This window comes from Roseibium album (genome assembly GCF_001404515.1).
In the GTDB taxonomy this organism is placed as follows: Bacteria; Pseudomonadota; Alphaproteobacteria; order Rhizobiales; family Stappiaceae; genus Roseibium; species Roseibium album.
In genome coordinates, this window is sequence record NZ_CXWE01000001.1 from 583,622 (window position 1) to 599,813 (window position 16,192).

Here is a 16,192-nt window from a genome sequence, read left to right on the forward strand (position 1 = left end):
ACTCGGATTGTTGATGCGTCAGCCCGATTGGAAGAGAGTGACCACTCGGGTGCGACCCGCGAAGGTCAGCGCAAGGCACTGATGAGAGACAAAACCCGAAGCTCCCCGGTAGCAAGGTGACCAGACCGATGTCAAAATTCTCAAATCCTCTTCTGCGGTGCTGGAACGAGGGTCGCTCGGCCATCAATGGCTGGCTGGCCGTGCCGTCCGTCATTGGCGCGGAGGCCATGGCGGTCGCCGGCTGGGATGCCCTGACGGTCGACATGCAGCATGGCACAGCGGACTACGCCGATCTGCTGGCGCTCCTTCCCGTTATTGAAAAATCCGGAGCCGCCGCATTGGTCAGAGTGCCCTGGGTGGATGAGGCGGCCATCATGAGAGCTCTTGACGCGGGAGCGCTTGGCATCATTGCACCGATGATCGAAACCGTTGCTGACGCGGAAAGGTTTGTGTCCGCGTGCAGGTATCCTCCCGAAGGCGGCAGGAGCTTCGGTCCCATCCGTGCGCGACTGGCCTGGGGATCAGACTATGCCGAGCGCGCCAACCGGGAGATCGTCACCCTGGCGATGATCGAGACGAAATCCGCCGTGGAGTCCCTGGAAGATATTCTGAAAGTGCCTGGTCTGACGGGGGTCTATATCGGCCCGTCGGATCTTGGCTCCGCATTCGGGTTTGGTCCCGGTTTCGACCGGCAGGAACCTGAACTGGTCGACCTGATTGAGCATATCCGTCAAACGGCCGCCACGGCAGGGCTGGTATGTTGCCTCCATTGCGGTACTGCCCCCTATGCAAGGAAAGCGCGGGAGCGCGGCATGAACATGGTCACGGTCAGCTCTGACGCAAGGTTCATCGAGATGGGCGCGGCTATCGCCGTTGCAACTGTCAGAAATGAAGAAGACTGACAGGCACCGCGACCCGTTTCTGCACATGGAGGCAGCCTGACTGACTCTGCGCTCCAGGACGTTTCGATCGACACCCGGTGATTGGACGGTGTGATCGCATGCGAAATGCCGCCAGAAAAACGGCAGCGGGAGATCCCGAAACCTGCGACAAGTGCGACAGTTGAACCTCTTCCGGCTGATATGGACCGCAAAAACAGACTGAGCGTTATATGACACGCACTCTCCGAGATAGGTCCGAATTCCACCTTGGCGCATGCTGACGGTGTTGCCGTAGACGCAAAGAAAGCGAACAAAACTGCAAAATGTTTTGCTCCGCCTGCGTCCAGAAGCGGCTGGAATTCGTTGGGAGGAACGGATGAAGAAGCAACTCCTGGCCGCAGTATCAGCGGCTGCATTTCTATCGACAGGTGCCGCATATGCGGCTGACCCACTGAAAGTCGGTGTTCTGGCCACGTTGGAGGGAACATATACGGTTTTGGGTGAAGATGGTGTCCGCGGGCTAAGAACCGCGCTGGCCGTCAAGGGTGAAAAAGCCGGTGGCCGTGACCTCGAGCTGATCATTCAGTCTACCGATGCCTCGCCGGACAGCGCCGTGCGCGGCGCGCGTAAACTGGTTGAACAGGACAAGGTGGACATCGTCATCGGTCCGCTCTCGGGCTCTGAAGGTATCGCGATCCGCGATTATTCCAAGACCCAGCCCCAGGTCACATTCCTGAATGGCATTTCCGGTGCGCAGGAAACAACCTATGTGACGCCGTCCGATAACTTCTTCAGGTTCAACACGGATGGTGCCCAATGGTCTGCTGGACTTGGCGATTACGTCTTCAATGACAAGGGTTGGAAATCCGTTGCCACCATCGGCGAGGATTATTCCTTCATCTATACGCAGGTCTTCGGATTTGCGCTGGAATATTGCCAGGCGGGTGGTGAAATCACCGACCGGTTCTGGGTTCCGCTCGGAACAAAGGACTTCGGCTCGATCATCGCTTCACTTCCGGATGATGTTGACGCGATCTATCTTGGCCTGGGTGGCGGTGATGCCGTCAACTTCCTGAACCAGTATCAGCAGGCAGGTGGCGATGCCAACCTGATTGGCGGATCCATTATGGTTGATGGCACCGTCCTGAACTCCAAAGGCGACGCGAAAAAGGCTCTGATTGGAACGCCGTCTTCCGGACCACAGGCTGACACCTGGGACGACGAAGGCTGGCAGGCATATGTAAAAGCCTACCAGGATGCATTCCCGCCCGATCAACGCTTCCCGAGCCCGTCACTTCTGGCAACCGGTTATTACAACGCCACGACCGCTGCAATGACCTGCCTTGATGAAGTTGGCGGTGATCTTTCCGACGGACATGCGGGTTTCCGTGCTTGCCTGAGCAATCTTGAGCTGGATGCTCCGAATGGCAAGATCACTCTCGATGGCAACCGTCAGGCAATTGGTGCCAACTTCGTCTCCGAAGTTGTCGAACTGGACGACGGTTCGCTTGTGACCAAGCTGGTGAAGATCAAGGACAATGTACCGCAGACACTCGGCATTGATCCCGATGTTTTTGCAAAGATCGGCCTCCCAAGCCGCGATGTGCCTGAGTGTAAGACCTCTTACTGATGGCCACTGCACCGGGCAGAGCACTCTGCCCGGTGCCGACATGTTTTCACGCTCGATTACCGTGTTTTCTCGAGATCAGGCCATGACGCTCATCACATACGTCACGCGAGTTCATTTCGCCGACGGCGTTTTGGAAGAAGCGCTTTGGTCCGAGATCGAAGTCAATCGCAAGAAACGTCCCCTGATCATCACCGATGATCATCATCTGAACAGTGAACTTTTTGAGCGATTGCTGGCCGGATTGCCCGTACGAACGTCCGTCGAGATTTTCAGCGATATCCCCGACATCCCGAACGAAACCGCCGCCAAGGATATTGCGACTGCGTTTCGGCGTTCAGATCGGGACCTTCTTATCGCCTTCGGGCGAAACACGGCGATCGACCTTGCCAAGATTTCAAGAATCACGATTGCCCATTCCGAACCCCTGGAAACCTTTTCCTATGCCAGTGGCGGATCGAGACGCATAGGGACGACCTTGCCCGATCTTTATGCAATCCCGAGCATTCAGGGTTTTGGAGCAGCCGTGAGTGCCCATGCGCCTGTCATTCTGACGAGTGGCGAGCGCACCCGGCTCATGTGCAAGAAACTGGTGCCGACGGTGACAATCTGCGATCCGACGCTGACACTCGGCGCGGGCCGGATTGAAAGTGCCAGTGCCGGGGCGGATGCCATGGGCCGGTGTATTGAGGCCTATCTCTCGCCGGGGTTCAATCCACCGGCAGACGGGATAGCACTGGATGGGCTCGGACGCGTCATCGGCAACTTGCACAAGGTGCTCACCGAAGACACTGTACAGGGCCGGCGGGAGCTTATGGCTGCCAGTTTGAACGGTGCATTGGCCTTGCAAAAAGGTCTTGGCGCGATTCACGCGATAGGCTGCGCACTTGAAACAGTCGCCGGCAGGCGGCTTGATCCCGGCGCTCTCAGCAGATTGCTTCTGCCGGCGATCCTGCAATTCAATGCCGATGCCGCCCGGGACAAATACACAACGCTGAATCAGGTTCTCAAATCCGGAGAGAACAGAACGCCCGCCCGCAGCGTGGCTGATTTTCTTTATACCTTGCCGCTTCCTGAAAGCCTCGCCGAGATGGGCATAGACGAGGAAGAGATCCGGATCGCCGCCGATCTCGCTGCATCTGATCTTGCCGCGGTTCAAAGCCCGAGAGCCTTGAGCAGCCCGAGCCTGTTTGCGATCATGAAATCGGCTCTCTCGCGCGAATCCCGGGTGAATTGATGAAGCCACTTTTGATCGATGGTGCGTGGATCACGACTTCACATGCCGAGGAAAACCGAAATCCTTCCAACACTGACGAGGTCATCGGTCTTTATGCCCATGCCGGCAGAGCGGAAACGCAGGCCGCAATAGAAGCTGCAAGACTGTCTTTCCCGGCCTGGGCGGCAAGCACACCGCAATTCAGGTTCGAAATCCTGAATAAGGTGGCAGACGAACTGACCTTGCGCAAATCCGAAATAGCGTCGCTTCTGTCCCGCGAGGAGGGAAAAACGCTTCGTGAAGGACTTCAGGAAACCGAGCGCGCGGCCAACATTTTCAGGTTCTTTGCAGGAGAGTGCCTTCGCCCTGCCGGAGATCTCATCCCCTCCGTCCGCCCAGACGTAAGCGTGGAAGTTACGCGTGAACCGCTCGGTGTCGTCGGGATCGTCACGCCCTGGAACTTCCCGCTGGCAATACCGAGCTGGAAGATTGCACCTGCTCTTTGTTACGGTAATACGGTCGTTTTCAAGCCCGCCGAACTCGTGCCGGGATGCGCCTGGGTCCTTGCGGAAATTCTTCACGGTACCGGTATTCCGAAGGGGGTCTTCAATCTGGTCACCGGCAAGGGCTCGGTTGTCGGGAATACGATGCTTTCAGCAAGAGACGTTGAGGCCGTTACTTTCACCGGTTCACAGGCGGTCGGGTCCCTTGTTGCTCAGGCCAGCATCAAGCACATGCGCAAGCTGCAGCTCGAAATGGGCGGCAAGAACCCGCTTGTCGTGCTCGACGACGCGGACCTGGATCTTGCGGTCGACTGTGCGGTTGACGGAGCGTTTTATTCCACGGGCCAAAGATGTACAGCGTCGTCACGCCTGATTGTAACCGAGGGGATCTACGGCAGGTTCATTGAGAAACTGACCGAAAAATGCAGGGGGTTGACGGTTGGCGATGCATTGGATCCCGCAACTGACATAGGTCCGGTCGCCAGTGCGTCACAACTGGCAACGGATATCGATTATATTGAGATTGCGCGTGCACAGGGTGGAAACCTGCGTTGCGGTGGCGACATCGTCAAGGGTCACAACCATGGCTATTTCCTGCAACCCGCCCTGTTCACCGACACCGACAACAACATGCGCATCAATCGCGAGGAAGTCTTCGGACCTGTTGCATCGGTCATTCGTGTTCGCGACTATGAAGAGGCTCTGGCAACGTCAAACGATACCGACTTCGGACTTTGCTCGGGCATCATGACAACAAGTCTCAAGCACGCCGCACATTTTCGCAGGGAATCCCGTGCAGGCATGGTCATGGTGAACCTGCCAACGGCCGGGGTGGACTATCATGTACCTTTTGGTGGCCGAAAGGCATCAAGCTATGGTCCCCGGGAACAGGGGCGCTACGCAGCCGAGTTTTTCAGCACAGTAAAAACAAGTTATATTCGGCCCTGATCGCTGCATTGCAGCATTTTCAAAAGTCTTTTTCCGTAACTCTAAGTCTCTTTGTGAGCCATACTGTCTTGCCAATATCGATTTTTACAGAGGATACTTAAAAGAAAACGTTTACATCGATAAACGCGCAAATCATCGGGAGGAATGGTGATGAGCGAAGCGATATCCGTCCACCACGGTGAATTCGGACGCGCGGCTCTTTATAGGCTGGACAAACCGATCGTGACACACGCGCATCGGGAAGGTCATTTGATCTTCTATCTGAGCGGTGCGGAAGCCAGGGTCAGCGTATCCGACAAGTGGGTGCCTGCCGACCAGAATACCGGTGTGGCCGTCAGCCCGTGGGAACAGCACAGCTTTCATCCGAAAACTGAAGCCAATGCGGAGGCATGTCTGTGCCTCGTGCTCTATATCAAACCGATCTGGTTTCTTGAAAACAGCCAATCTGCGGAATTTGCCCTGAATTTCGGTAGCTCGCACATCGCGATGACACCCGACGTCATGAATTGGGTCAAACGCTTGACCTCGCTGCTTCTGGACGGCGGCAATGATCACCTTTTCGACGGGTATCTCTATCGCACAACAATGCAGTGCTTCGAACAATCCTGGCGCAATGCGGATCGCAATTCGGTGCTGGAAGACAGCAAGCGCCGCTTTACCGATTATCGTGTGCGTCGGTCTTTGCGCCTGATGCAGGAGAATTACACCGAAGAAGTCGAGGTGGAATGGCTGGCCCGTGAAGTCGGGCTGTCTCGGCCCCATTTTTTCAAGCTTTTCAAGAAGCAGATGGGTATCACTCCCAATCTCTACTTGAATACGCTGCGCGCCGAACAGGCGATTTCGGACCTGATGACGACCGACAAATCGGTCACGGAAATCAGCTACGATTTGGGGTTCTCGTCACAGGCAAGCTTTACACGCTTCTTCTCTTCCAACGTTGGAATTCCGCCAAGCGACTACCGCCGTGTCGCCCACGTCGAGTAGCGCCCGCTTACCAGGTCGCGTCTGCATTCAATAATGCCGATGATGGGCCATCCGAGAAGACTATCGGGTACGCCGATTTCCGAACTTAAGCCGTAGCCTTTTCCCGAGAGCGAAAGACTTTGTCGTCAACAGCGCTTTGGGAGGATGTCGCGCTATGCGGCAATTTGAAGACAACACCGGGGATGGTCGGATCTGCGAGGACCGCACATGAGGAACTTTGCGTCCCGACATCCTGGCTGGTCGATCGTCATTCTGCTGGTAGCTGCCGCGCTGATCTGGTCGATTTTCGCAATCTGGCCGAAAGGTCTGGTCGATGTGATCGGCCGCAAGAAAGTGTTTCTCAACGCCCTGTTCAACGGCATCACGCTCGGTGGCCTCTACTTTCTTGTCGCCAGTGGTTTCACGCTCATCTTCGGTCTCATGCGCAATGTCAATCTTGCGCACGGCTCCCTTTACCTGCTTGGTGGGTACATCGGTTATTTCGTTGCCTCGTCAACGGGTTATTGGCTCCTTGCCTTTCCCGTTGCGTTTGTCCTCGTAGCTGCCGTCGGCATCCTGATGCAGATATTCATCTTCCGCCGGATGGAGGGGCAGGACCTCAGGCAAACGCTTGTAACGATCGGAATCTCCATCGTGATGGCGGACTTGATGCTTTGGGGCTTCGGCGGAGATTTCTACAACATCACGCCGCCCAGCTGGTTGAGCGGCCCGATGGAAACACTCCTGGTGACCGGCGTGAAGCGATCGTCGGGTGACCTCATCTACCTGAAGTATCCGGTTGTTCGGGTCGTTATTTTTCTTGCCTCGGTGGTCATAGGAATAGCCATGTGGCTGATCTTGAACCGCACGCAGATTGGCATGATGATCCGGGCTGGGGTCGATGACAGGGACATGTTGTCGGCAACAGGCGCCCGCATCCAGCTCGTCTTTGTCGGAGTGTTCGCATTCGGGGCAGGCCTCGCGGGTATCGCAGGTGTCGTGGGAGGGACTTTCCAGTCCGTGGCGCCTGGCGAAGACATAAGGTTTCTGCTGGCATCGCTTGTCGTTGTGATCGTCGGTGGCATGGGGTCGATCACGGGAGCCGCGCTGGGAGCGCTGCTGATCGGTCTCGCCGAACAGTTCGGATCGGTCTATTTCCCGACTTATGCGGTCGTTCTGACCTTCCTGATCATGGTGCTCGTTCTTGCGTTCCGGCCCCAGGGCCTCATGGGGAGATCCTGACCCATGGCGATAACGGAATCCAATACGCTCCCACGAACAAATAGCGGCCAGCGCAAGGTCTGGTTCGAACGCATACCTGCGAGCTATTGGGTGGTTGGCATTGCCCTGTTGATAATGCCCGCATTCGCAAGTGATTTTGCACTCTATCAGGTGTTTGGCTGGACGTTCATTCTCGGCATGATTTCGCTCAGCCTGATGTTCCTTGGCGGCTATGGCGGCATGGTAAGCCTTGTTCAGATGTCGATTGCAGGCCTGGCCGGATACATGGTCGCAATATTCGGTGACAGTGCGATCACCGACATCAGCATGGGCTGGCCATGGTATATCGCAATTCCGCTTGCGCTGATTGTGGCGATGCTCTTCGGTACGATTGTCGGATCCCTCGCCGTGCGGACCGAAGGCATCTACACAATCATGATCACGCTTGCCGTTGCAGCGGCATTCTTCTACTTCACCCGCCAGAACTATATCATATTCAACGGATTTTCCGGATTTAACGGTGTGCTTCCACCAGAGCTATTCGGGGTCGACTGGCGGCAAAGCAAGCCCTTTTATTACCTCACTCTGTTTTGGGCGGCAGTCGCCTATTTTTCAGTGCTCTATGTATCGCGGGCACCATTCGGGCTTGCACTGCAAGGTGTCAGGGATAACCCCCGCCGCATGGCTGCGCTGGGATACAGCGTCAATGCGCACAGAATTGCTGCCTACGCATTCGCCGCACTCATCGCGGGCACTGGTGGCATTTTGCTGACATGGCAATCCGCACAGATTTCACCGGGCACGGCCGGGATCGGGCCAGCGATCGACATTCTTGTGATTGCAGTCATTGGTGGCATGAGACGCCCGGCCGGTCCGTTCATCGGCGCCTTCATATATGTTTTGTTGAAGACCTTTGCCATCGACGTCCTGCTTTCCGTCGGGTTGAGCGGAGAGCGATTTCAGTTGCTGATTGGCCTGGGTTTTCTGGCGATCGTCTTCTTCTCGCCTGATGGACTGCTCGGTCTCTGGGATCGCTGGCAGGAGTTCCGCAAACGCGACCCGCTTCTCGATCGCGGGGAGGGTCCGCTTTGACACTGCTTGATCGTGCGACATCATCAGTTTCAGACCGCCTGAGTGCCACGGGCACGGCCAACGCGCTCGAGCTTCGCCAAGTCAGCAAGATGTTCGGCGCGCTGGTTGCGCTTGCCGACATCGACATGATCGTCAAACCGGGAGAGCGGCGTGCCGTTCTCGGGTCCAATGGCGCAGGCAAAACGACACTTTTCAACTGCATAACCGGTGACTTTGCACCGACGACCGGATCGATCCGGTTTTTTGGCGAGGAAGTTGCCGCCTTTCCTGCCCAGGAGCGTATCAGGCGCGGTTTGCGCCGGACCTATCAGATCTCGTTGCTGTTTGCAGGATTGAGTGTCCTCGACAATGTCTATCTGGCTTGTTGTGGCGTTTCGCGCGGCCGGTTTTCATTCATTCGACCTGGACGCGATGATGCGTTGATGGCGAGTGCTGAAAGCCTTGTCCAGGTGGTGCATCTGGACGATGTGCGTGAAACGAAGGTCGAGGACCTTTCCTATGGGCAGCAACGCCAGCTCGAGATTGCCATGGCACTGTCCGGGGCTCCGCGCTTCATTCTGTTCGACGAACCTGCAGCCGGCCTGTCCCCGACCGAGCGCCGCGAACTGATTGACATTCTCACCGGCCTGCCGAGCCACATGGGTTTTATCATCATCGAACACGATATGGATGTTGCCCTGAGGGTCGCTGAATCCGTAACGATGATGCACAACGGCCGGATCTTCAAGGAAGGCAAACCTGCCGAAATTGAAGACGATGAAGAGGTCCAGGCGCTTTACCTTGGTGGCGAAGAGGGGCTTGGGCATGGTTGATCGCACCGCACCTGCGCTCGAAATCAGGGACCTGAATGTCTATTACGGTCATTCGCACGCGCTTCAGGGTGTCGACCTGACGCTGGACCATGGGGTTTTGTCCGTTGTTGGACGAAATGGCATGGGCAAGACGACCACCTGCAAGGCCATTATGGGCCTCGTGCCGGTTGCGTCCGGCACAATCAGCTTGTCCGGCCGCAGTCTTGCGGGCCTTGGACCGGCAGAAATCGCCCGGCTCGGCGTTGGCTATGTTCCGCAAGGCCGCCGTTTGTGGCAATCCCTGACCGTTGATGAGCACCTCAAACTGGTGGCACGCCGCGGAGGTGACTGGACGCCTGAACGTGTCTATTCGGTCTTTCCCAGACTGGCTGAGCGCCGATCGAACGGAGGGGCACAGCTCTCCGGTGGTGAACAGCAGATGCTGGCGATCGGTCGTGCGCTTCTTCTCAATCCCAGACTTCTCGTCATGGATGAGCCTACCGAAGGACTGGCGCCCGTCATCGTCAATCAGGTGGCCGAAATGCTGGTGCGTCTCGGGCAGGAAGGCGACATTGATGTGCTCGTGATCGAGCAGAACATCGGTGTTGCCTGCGCGGTCGCCGATCAGGTGGCGATCATGGTCAACGGCAAGATCAACCGGATCATGTCGTCGACACAACTTGCTGCTGACAGGGATCTCCAGCAGGCGCTTCTCGGTGTCGGACGTCACGCTCATGACGAGACGCCGGCGCCCTCAAGAACCCAGGAAGCTGAAACGGACCTTGCCAGGCCCTCATCCGTGCGTCGGATCTATCTGTCCAACCCGAAGGTCCCGACACGCTGGTCAAAACCGGTTCCGGTCAGGGTGCTCGAAAGTTCTGCTCGTACGAGCACGGCATCTGATGCGCTGTCCGCGAATGTGATGCCTTTGTCCGCTCAGCGTTCCAGAGCGGGGGCAAAGGTCTATGTCGCTGGAACGCTAGATACGAAGGGTGCTGAACTCCGCTATATGCGTGACATCCTGAAAGCGGAAAACCTGACGGTGCAGCTGATCGATCTTTCGACGAGCGGCAAACCCTCCGGTGCCGAAGTTCCGCCTCACGCCATTGCAGCATTTCATCCGCGTGGAGCGAGCGGCGTCTTTACCGGTGATCGTGGCACTGCCGTCGCGGCCATGACCCTGGCATTTGAGCGATGGATGAAGGTGCAGTCAGACGTTGCCGGGATTATTTCCGCCGGAGGATCCGGTGGGACGGCCCTGGTTACTCCGGCCATGAGGATGTTGCCGGTCGGTGTGCCGAAAATCATGATCTCGACGGTCGCGAGTGGCAATGTCGAACAGTATGTTGGCCCCTCGGACATCATGATGCTGCATTCGGTGGCCGATGTTCAGGGCCTCAATTCCATAACCCGGGAAGTGCTTGGAAACGGTGCGGGTGCGCTTGCCGGAGCAGTGAAGGCGCGTTCGAAGCGCAAACCGATCCTGGATGCGAAGCCCGCAGTCGGGCTCACGATGTTCGGGGTCACGACACCATGCGTACAAACGGTTACGGCGGCACTCGAGGACGATTTTGATTGTCTGGTCTTTCATGCCACCGGCGTGGGCGGCCGGTCGATGGAAAAACTCATGGACAGCGGCATGCTGACTGCTGTGATCGACCTCACGACGACCGAAGTCTGCGACATGATCGCCGGTGGTGTGTTCGCCGCCAACGAGGACCGCTTCGGCGCTTCTATCCGTGCCGGTGTGCCTTACATCGGCGCCTGCGGTGCGCTCGACATGGTCAATTTCAATGCGCCTGACACCGTGCCGGAGAAATATCGCGGGCGGACGTTCTACGAGCACAATCCGCAGATCACGCTGATGCGGACCACTGTCGAGGAAAACGTCGAAATGGGACGCTGGATCGGCCAGCGTCTCAATGAAATGACCGCACCCGTCCGCTTCTTCCTGCCGGAAGGCGGCGTGTCACTTCTCGATGCCCCGGGAATGGCTTTCCATGATCCGGCCGCCGACGAAGCGCTTTTCAGATCCCTTGAAGACACCGTGCGCCGGACAAGCGAGCGCAGGCTGATCAGGGTGCCACACAATATCAACGACCCTGAATTCGCAGACCTGATCGTCTCGACGTTCCGGGGATTTCATTCAAGCCGGCGCAGCCGAGCAGCAGGAGATTGAGCATGTTTGATCGCAGGGAACTTGTTGCCAGGTACCGCGACATGATCGCCCGGGGCGAGCCGATCATTGGCGGTGGCGCCGGTACGGGTCTGTCCGCGAAGGGAGAGGAAGCCGGGGGAATTGACCTGATCGTCATTTACAATTCAGGACGATACAGGATGGCCGGACGCGGCAGTCTTGCCGGCCTCATGCCGTATGGCGACGCCAACTCGGTCGTGATGGATATGGCCGGTGAAGTGTTGCCTGTTGTTCGCAAGACGCCGGTTCTGGCAGGTGTCTGCGCATCTGATCCCTTCAGGCTTATGGACAGGTTCCTGGAAGAGGTGAAAGCAGCTGGGTTTTCAGGCGTCCAGAACTTTCCAACGGTCGGTCTGATCGATGGAAACTTCAGGGCAAATCTGGAAGAGACCGGCATGTCCTATCAGCTCGAAGTCGACATGATCGCGATGGCCCACGACAAGGACATGCTGACGACGCCGTATGTCTTTTCGCCAGCCGACGCCACGGCGATGGCGAAAGCGGGGGCCGACATCATTGTCTGCCATCTTGGCCTGACGACAGGCGGCAGCATAGGCGCCGAGACATCGTTGAAACTCGCCGACTGCCCGGCCATCGTTGATGAATGGTCGGAAGCGGCCCTTGCTTTCAACCCGGACGCCATTGTGTTGGTGCATGGCGGGCCGGTCGCGATGCCCGACGATGCCGAATTCGTTTTGAAAAACACGCGCAACTGTCACGGCTTTTACGGTGCTTCCTCGATGGAACGTCTGCCGACCGAAATCGCGCTCGTCGAACAAACTAGAAAATTCAAGGAAATCCGCGGCTCTTGAGCCGGGGAGGGAGGACTGAACATGGCTGGTCAGCTCATCGGGCAATTGGTGCTGTGGCTTATTCTCGCGGTCATTGTCGTCTTCATCCTCTATTGGGTGATGCATTGGCTATACCGGCGATCGACCAAGGAAGTCGCTTTCGTGCGAACGGGGTTCCTGGGCGAGAAGGTGGTGATCGACGGCGGTGCATTCGTCTGGCCCATCATTCACGACATAACTCCCGTGAACATGAACTCGCTGCAAATGGCGCTGACACGTGAGAAGGAAGATGCCCTGATCACCAAGGACCGGCTGCGTGTCGATGTGGACGCGGAGTTTTATGTCCGCGTCGGGCAGACCAAAACGGGTGTCAGCCTGGCCGCTTCCACGCTCGGGCGGCGTACACTGGAACCGGAACGTATCCATTCGCTCCTGTCAGGGAAATTCATATCGGCACTTCGTACCGTTGCGTCCGAGATGACCATGGAGGAACTTCATGAAAGCCGGCACGTATATGTCGACCGTGTGCTTGAAGCCGCTCAGGTCGGGCTCGACAAGAACGGGCTGGAACTCGAAAGCGTCGCCATCACGGATATAGATCAGACCGGGATCGAATATTTCAATCCTTCCAACCGGTTCGATGCCGAAGGCCTGACGACTGTCATCCGTGAAATCGAGGACAGAAGAAAGATGCGCAACGATATCGAACAGGATTCGATGATCCGCATTCGTTCGCGCAACCTGGAAGCGGAAAAACAGGTGCTCGACATTGAACGCGAAAGCGAAAATGCGCGCCTGGAGCAGGAACGCGAAATAGAATTCAAACGGGCGCAGCAGCACACCGATCTGGTCCGCGAAAGGTCCGAACGCGAAAAGGAAGCAGAGCACGCCTCGCTTTTGAGCCGGGAAGCCATCGAGACGGCCCGGATCGAGAACGAACGGCACATTTCAGAGGCCCGGATCGCATCGGAACGGGAGGTTCGGCAAAAGGAGATCGAACGCCAGCGTGTCATTGATGAAGCGGAAATAGTCACCCGTGAGGCGGTGGAAAAAGCCAGGATCGGTCAGGAAAAGACCCTGACGGAAGAACGCATTCGCACTCAGCAGATGACGGAGGCGGCCGACATTGCCGCGAAGGAAGCGGTCGAGAAGGCACGCATTGCTCAGGAACGGTCTCTCAACGAGGCCCGGATCGCGAAAGATCGCGAAACCGAAGCGCTCGAGATCGAGCGTCGCAAAACGATCGAGGAAACCGATATTGCCGCGCGCGAATTGGTCGAAAAGGCAAAGATCGCGCAGGAAGAAGCGGTAACCGAAGCGCGAATTTCGTTTGAGCGCGTCACCCGCGAAAAGGAAATCGCCAGAAATCTGGCAATCGAGCAGGCAGAAATTGCATCGCGGGAAGCTGCCGAGAAACTGCGAGTTGCCCAGGAGCAGACCGTCAACGCCTCTCGTATCGAGGCGGATCGTGAAACTCGCCGGCTCGAGATTGAACGACAGAAAGCGCTCGAAGAAGCCGAGATCGCCAGTCAGAAAGCCACCGAAGCTGCGCGCATTGCGCGGGAGAAATCCCTTTCGGCAGATCGGATCGCCTCGGAGCAAGCCACGCGTGCGCTCCAGATCGAACAGCAGCGCGAGACCGAGATAGCGCAGATTGCCGCCCGTGAGGAAACCAACAAGACACGGATTGCCCAGGAAGAGCGGATCCGTAATCTCGAGATTTCCTCCAACAAGGCAATCGACGAGGCGGAGATTACTGCCCGCGAAGCTGTTGAAAAGGCGCGAATTGCCCAGGACAAGCAGCTCGCGTTCGAGCGGATCGCAGCTCAGGAAGAGACGGATGGGCGTGACGTCGCACGCCAGGCGGCCCTGGATGCAGCCAATATTGCGGCCAAGGAGGCAACCGAAGCCAAGCGCATCGCTCAGGAAAAAGTGATTGTCGCAGAGCGGATAGGTTTTGAGCGGGAATCGAGGGCACTCGAGATTGCCCGCAACCAGGTTGTTGAAGAGGCCGAGATTGCCGCCCGTGAGGCAATTGATGCCGCGCGTATCGCCCAGGAAGCGAAAACCGCGTTGCAGCGAATCGAAAGCGACGAGGCAACCAGGGAGCGCGATGTTGCCCGGTCCAGGGCCCTGGAGGCGGCGGAAATTGCCAAGGCGGAAGCCACAGAGGCGGCCCGCATTGCCAAGGAGAAAAAGGTCGCTGCCGAGCGAATTGCTTACGAACAGGATCTCCGGGAGCGTGAGATCGCCCGCAACAGAGCGGTGGATGTCGCCAACATTTCCGCGCAGGAACTGGTCGAAGCAGCGCGCATTGCGCAGGAAAACAAGGTGCGCGCAGCAGAGATCTCCAAAGAGACTGACGTCAGAAAACGTGAGATCGAGCGCGCGGAAGCAATTGAAACGGCAGAAGTCGCTTCGCGCCGGTCTGTCGAACAGCTTCGGATCGAGAAGGAGCAGGAGACGACTGCCGAAAAGATCGCGCGGGACGAGAAGATCCGTGCGCTGGAAATCGCCCGCAACAAGGCGATCGACGAGGCGCAGGTTGCCGCCGATCAGGCAATCGAGGCAGCAAAAGTTGCCAAGGAGAAATCCGTCGATGCGGAGAAGATACTTGCGGAGCAGGAGCTGGACGCGAGGAAGCTGGAACGCAAGAAGGTACTCGAACAGCTCGAAATCTCACGTGTTCAGGCACTGCGCGAAGCCGAAATTTCAAGTCAGGAAGAGATCGAGCGAGCTCAGATCGCATCTGAGCGTGGTCTGGACGATGCCCGCATTGGCCATCAGACCGAGCGGCGACGTCTGGAGATTGCACGCGAAAAGGCTGTCGAAACCGCACAGATGGACAAGGCCATCGAGCTTTACAAGAAATCGCTTGATGAAAGCGCTGCCGCTGTAGAAGCGGATGCAGCGAAGGCGCGGGCAACCGCGGCGGCCGAGAAGGTCAAGACGGCACAGGAAACCGAAGCTGCGACCCGACGCAAATCGGTTGACGTGGTTCTGGCCGAAAAGGAAGCCGAAGAAAAACGAATTGCCGCAGACGCCGAAAAGGTCCGCAAAGCGGTGGAAGCCGAGGCACAAAAGCTTATCAACGAAGCCGAGAATGTGCTGACCGATGCAGCGCGCCATTCACTCTTCAAACGCAAGATGCTGGAACATGTCGAAGGAATCGTCTCGGCATCGGTCAAGCCGCTTGAAAAAATCAACGATATCAAAATCATGCAGCTAGGCGGCAGCGGGACGTCAGGTCTCGGTTGGGCGGACGGGAACGGCACCGGCACCGGAGGTAGTGGTGGCGGCGGCAGCCCGACTGACGAGGTCATCAATTCGGCACTTCGATACCGGGTGCAGGCACCAATGGTGGACAGCCTGCTGAGTGATATCGGGATCGACGGGTCAAATCTCGCCAAATCGGATGTCATGCGGACGGCCAACGACATGACCCGTGCCGCCAATGAAATGAAACGGTTGAAGGCAGACGAAAAGCCGAAAGGGCCAGGCGCGTCCAAGGAGGGCAAATAAATGGCGCGGGTTTACACCTCATCGGTGATTGATGCCCCTTCGGCCAGGGTCTGGGAACGTATCAGGGACTTCAACGGCTTGCCCAAATGGCATCCCCGGATACGCGAAAGCCGTATCGAGGAGGCCTTGCCTTCCGACAAGATTGGATGCATCAGAAACTTCAGTCTTCAGAACGGCGACAACATTCGCGAGCAACTGCTCGGGCTGTCTGACTACGATCTTTTCTACAGCTATTCGATGCTCGAAGGCCCAATGCCGCTGAGCGACTACATCGCGACAATGCGTCTGACGCCTGTCACGGAAGGTGACCGCACATTCATTGAATGGTCTGCGGAGTTTTCCTGTGAACAGGAAAAGGAAGACGAGTTGGTTACCGGTATCGGAACAAACGTTTTTCAGGGCGGCTTTGATGCCCTGAAGAGGCATTTCGGCGGGTAGGG

Annotated in this window: 12 protein-coding genes; all 12 read left to right on the forward strand. The window is 57.3% G+C overall.

The annotated features are described in order from the left end of the window. Nucleotides 1–128: 128 nt before the first annotated feature. The 12 genes from LA5095_RS02655 (at nucleotide 129) to LA5095_RS02710 (ending at nucleotide 16,190) form a co-directional block, all read left to right on the forward strand. Nucleotides 129–902 (forward strand): HpcH/HpaI aldolase family protein, encoded by a 774-nt coding sequence (locus tag LA5095_RS02655; RefSeq protein ID WP_055111683.1) that lies wholly within the window; start codon nucleotides 129–131, stop codon nucleotides 900–902. 355 nt (nucleotides 903–1,257) lie between these two features. Then, nucleotides 1,258–2,511: an ABC transporter substrate-binding protein gene (locus tag LA5095_RS02660; protein ID WP_055111685.1), complete on the forward strand. Its 1,254-nt coding sequence runs from the start codon at nucleotides 1,258–1,260 to the stop codon at nucleotides 2,509–2,511. 82 nt (nucleotides 2,512–2,593) lie between these two features. Next, nucleotides 2,594–3,745 (forward strand): iron-containing alcohol dehydrogenase, encoded by a 1,152-nt coding sequence (locus LA5095_RS02665; protein ID WP_055111687.1) that lies wholly within the window; start codon nucleotides 2,594–2,596, stop codon nucleotides 3,743–3,745. After that, nucleotides 3,745–5,175: an aldehyde dehydrogenase family protein gene (locus LA5095_RS02670; protein WP_055111689.1), complete on the forward strand. Its 1,431-nt coding sequence runs from the start codon at nucleotides 3,745–3,747 to the stop codon at nucleotides 5,173–5,175. The genes LA5095_RS02665 and LA5095_RS02670 overlap by 1 nt, the downstream gene beginning before the upstream one ends. Before the next feature lie 150 nt (nucleotides 5,176–5,325). After that, nucleotides 5,326–6,159, forward strand: a complete 834-nt coding sequence (locus LA5095_RS02675) for a helix-turn-helix transcriptional regulator (RefSeq protein ID WP_029064037.1) — start codon at nucleotides 5,326–5,328, stop codon at nucleotides 6,157–6,159. A gap of 207 nt (nucleotides 6,160–6,366) precedes the next feature. Beyond that, on the forward strand, nucleotides 6,367–7,380 hold the full coding sequence (locus LA5095_RS02680; protein WP_055111691.1) for a branched-chain amino acid ABC transporter permease: 1,014 nt from the start codon (nucleotides 6,367–6,369) through the stop codon (nucleotides 7,378–7,380). Between the two features lie 3 nt (nucleotides 7,381–7,383). Further along, a complete protein-coding gene (locus tag LA5095_RS02685; RefSeq protein ID WP_055111693.1) occupies nucleotides 7,384–8,451 on the forward strand; it encodes a branched-chain amino acid ABC transporter permease in 1,068 nt (355 codons plus the stop codon). Next, nucleotides 8,448–9,263 carry an ABC transporter ATP-binding protein gene (locus tag LA5095_RS02690; protein WP_104703348.1) on the forward strand — a complete coding sequence of 272 codons (816 nt, stop codon included), beginning with the start codon at nucleotides 8,448–8,450 and terminating at the stop codon, nucleotides 9,261–9,263. Before LA5095_RS02685 ends, LA5095_RS02690 begins: the two co-directional genes overlap by 4 nt. After that, nucleotides 9,256–11,421 carry an ABC transporter permease gene (locus tag LA5095_RS02695; RefSeq protein WP_055111694.1) on the forward strand — a complete coding sequence of 722 codons (2,166 nt, stop codon included), beginning with the start codon at nucleotides 9,256–9,258 and terminating at the stop codon, nucleotides 11,419–11,421. The genes LA5095_RS02690 and LA5095_RS02695 overlap by 8 nt, the downstream gene beginning before the upstream one ends. Before the next feature lie 2 nt (nucleotides 11,422–11,423). Further along, nucleotides 11,424–12,251: a phosphoenolpyruvate hydrolase family protein gene (locus LA5095_RS02700; protein ID WP_199485807.1), complete on the forward strand. Its 828-nt coding sequence runs from the start codon at nucleotides 11,424–11,426 to the stop codon at nucleotides 12,249–12,251. A 21-nt stretch (nucleotides 12,252–12,272) separates the two neighbouring features. Continuing rightward, nucleotides 12,273–15,752 carry a flotillin family protein gene (locus tag LA5095_RS02705; protein ID WP_055111697.1) on the forward strand — a complete coding sequence of 1,160 codons (3,480 nt, stop codon included), beginning with the start codon at nucleotides 12,273–12,275 and terminating at the stop codon, nucleotides 15,750–15,752. Then, entirely contained in the window at nucleotides 15,753–16,190 is a 438-nt protein-coding gene (locus tag LA5095_RS02710) for an SRPBCC family protein (protein ID WP_055111699.1), read from the forward strand. Nucleotides 16,191–16,192 lie beyond the last annotated feature (2 nt).

Excerpts from the sequence above, each read along its gene's own strand:
- LA5095_RS02710 (WP_055111699.1), top strand. The coding sequence starts at position 15,753 with ATGGCGCGGGTTTACACCTCATCGGTGATTGATGCCCCTTCGGCCAGG.
- LA5095_RS02705 (WP_055111697.1), top strand. The coding sequence starts at position 12,273 with ATGGCTGGTCAGCTCATCGGGCAATTGGTGCTGTGGCTTATTCTCGCG.
- LA5095_RS02675 (WP_029064037.1), top strand. The coding sequence starts at position 5,326 with ATGAGCGAAGCGATATCCGTCCACCACGGTGAATTCGGACGCGCGGCT.
- LA5095_RS02655 (WP_055111683.1), top strand. The coding sequence starts at position 129 with ATGTCAAAATTCTCAAATCCTCTTCTGCGGTGCTGGAACGAGGGTCGC.
- LA5095_RS02685 (WP_055111693.1), top strand. The coding sequence starts at position 7,384 with ATGGCGATAACGGAATCCAATACGCTCCCACGAACAAATAGCGGCCAG.
- LA5095_RS02665 (WP_055111687.1), top strand. The coding sequence starts at position 2,594 with ATGACGCTCATCACATACGTCACGCGAGTTCATTTCGCCGACGGCGTT.
- LA5095_RS02660 (WP_055111685.1), top strand. The coding sequence starts at position 1,258 with ATGAAGAAGCAACTCCTGGCCGCAGTATCAGCGGCTGCATTTCTATCG.
- LA5095_RS02680 (WP_055111691.1), top strand. The coding sequence starts at position 6,367 with ATGAGGAACTTTGCGTCCCGACATCCTGGCTGGTCGATCGTCATTCTG.
- LA5095_RS02700 (WP_199485807.1), top strand. The coding sequence starts at position 11,424 with ATGTTTGATCGCAGGGAACTTGTTGCCAGGTACCGCGACATGATCGCC.
- LA5095_RS02670 (WP_055111689.1), top strand. The coding sequence starts at position 3,745 with ATGAAGCCACTTTTGATCGATGGTGCGTGGATCACGACTTCACATGCC.
- LA5095_RS02695 (WP_055111694.1), top strand. The coding sequence starts at position 9,256 with ATGGTTGATCGCACCGCACCTGCGCTCGAAATCAGGGACCTGAATGTC.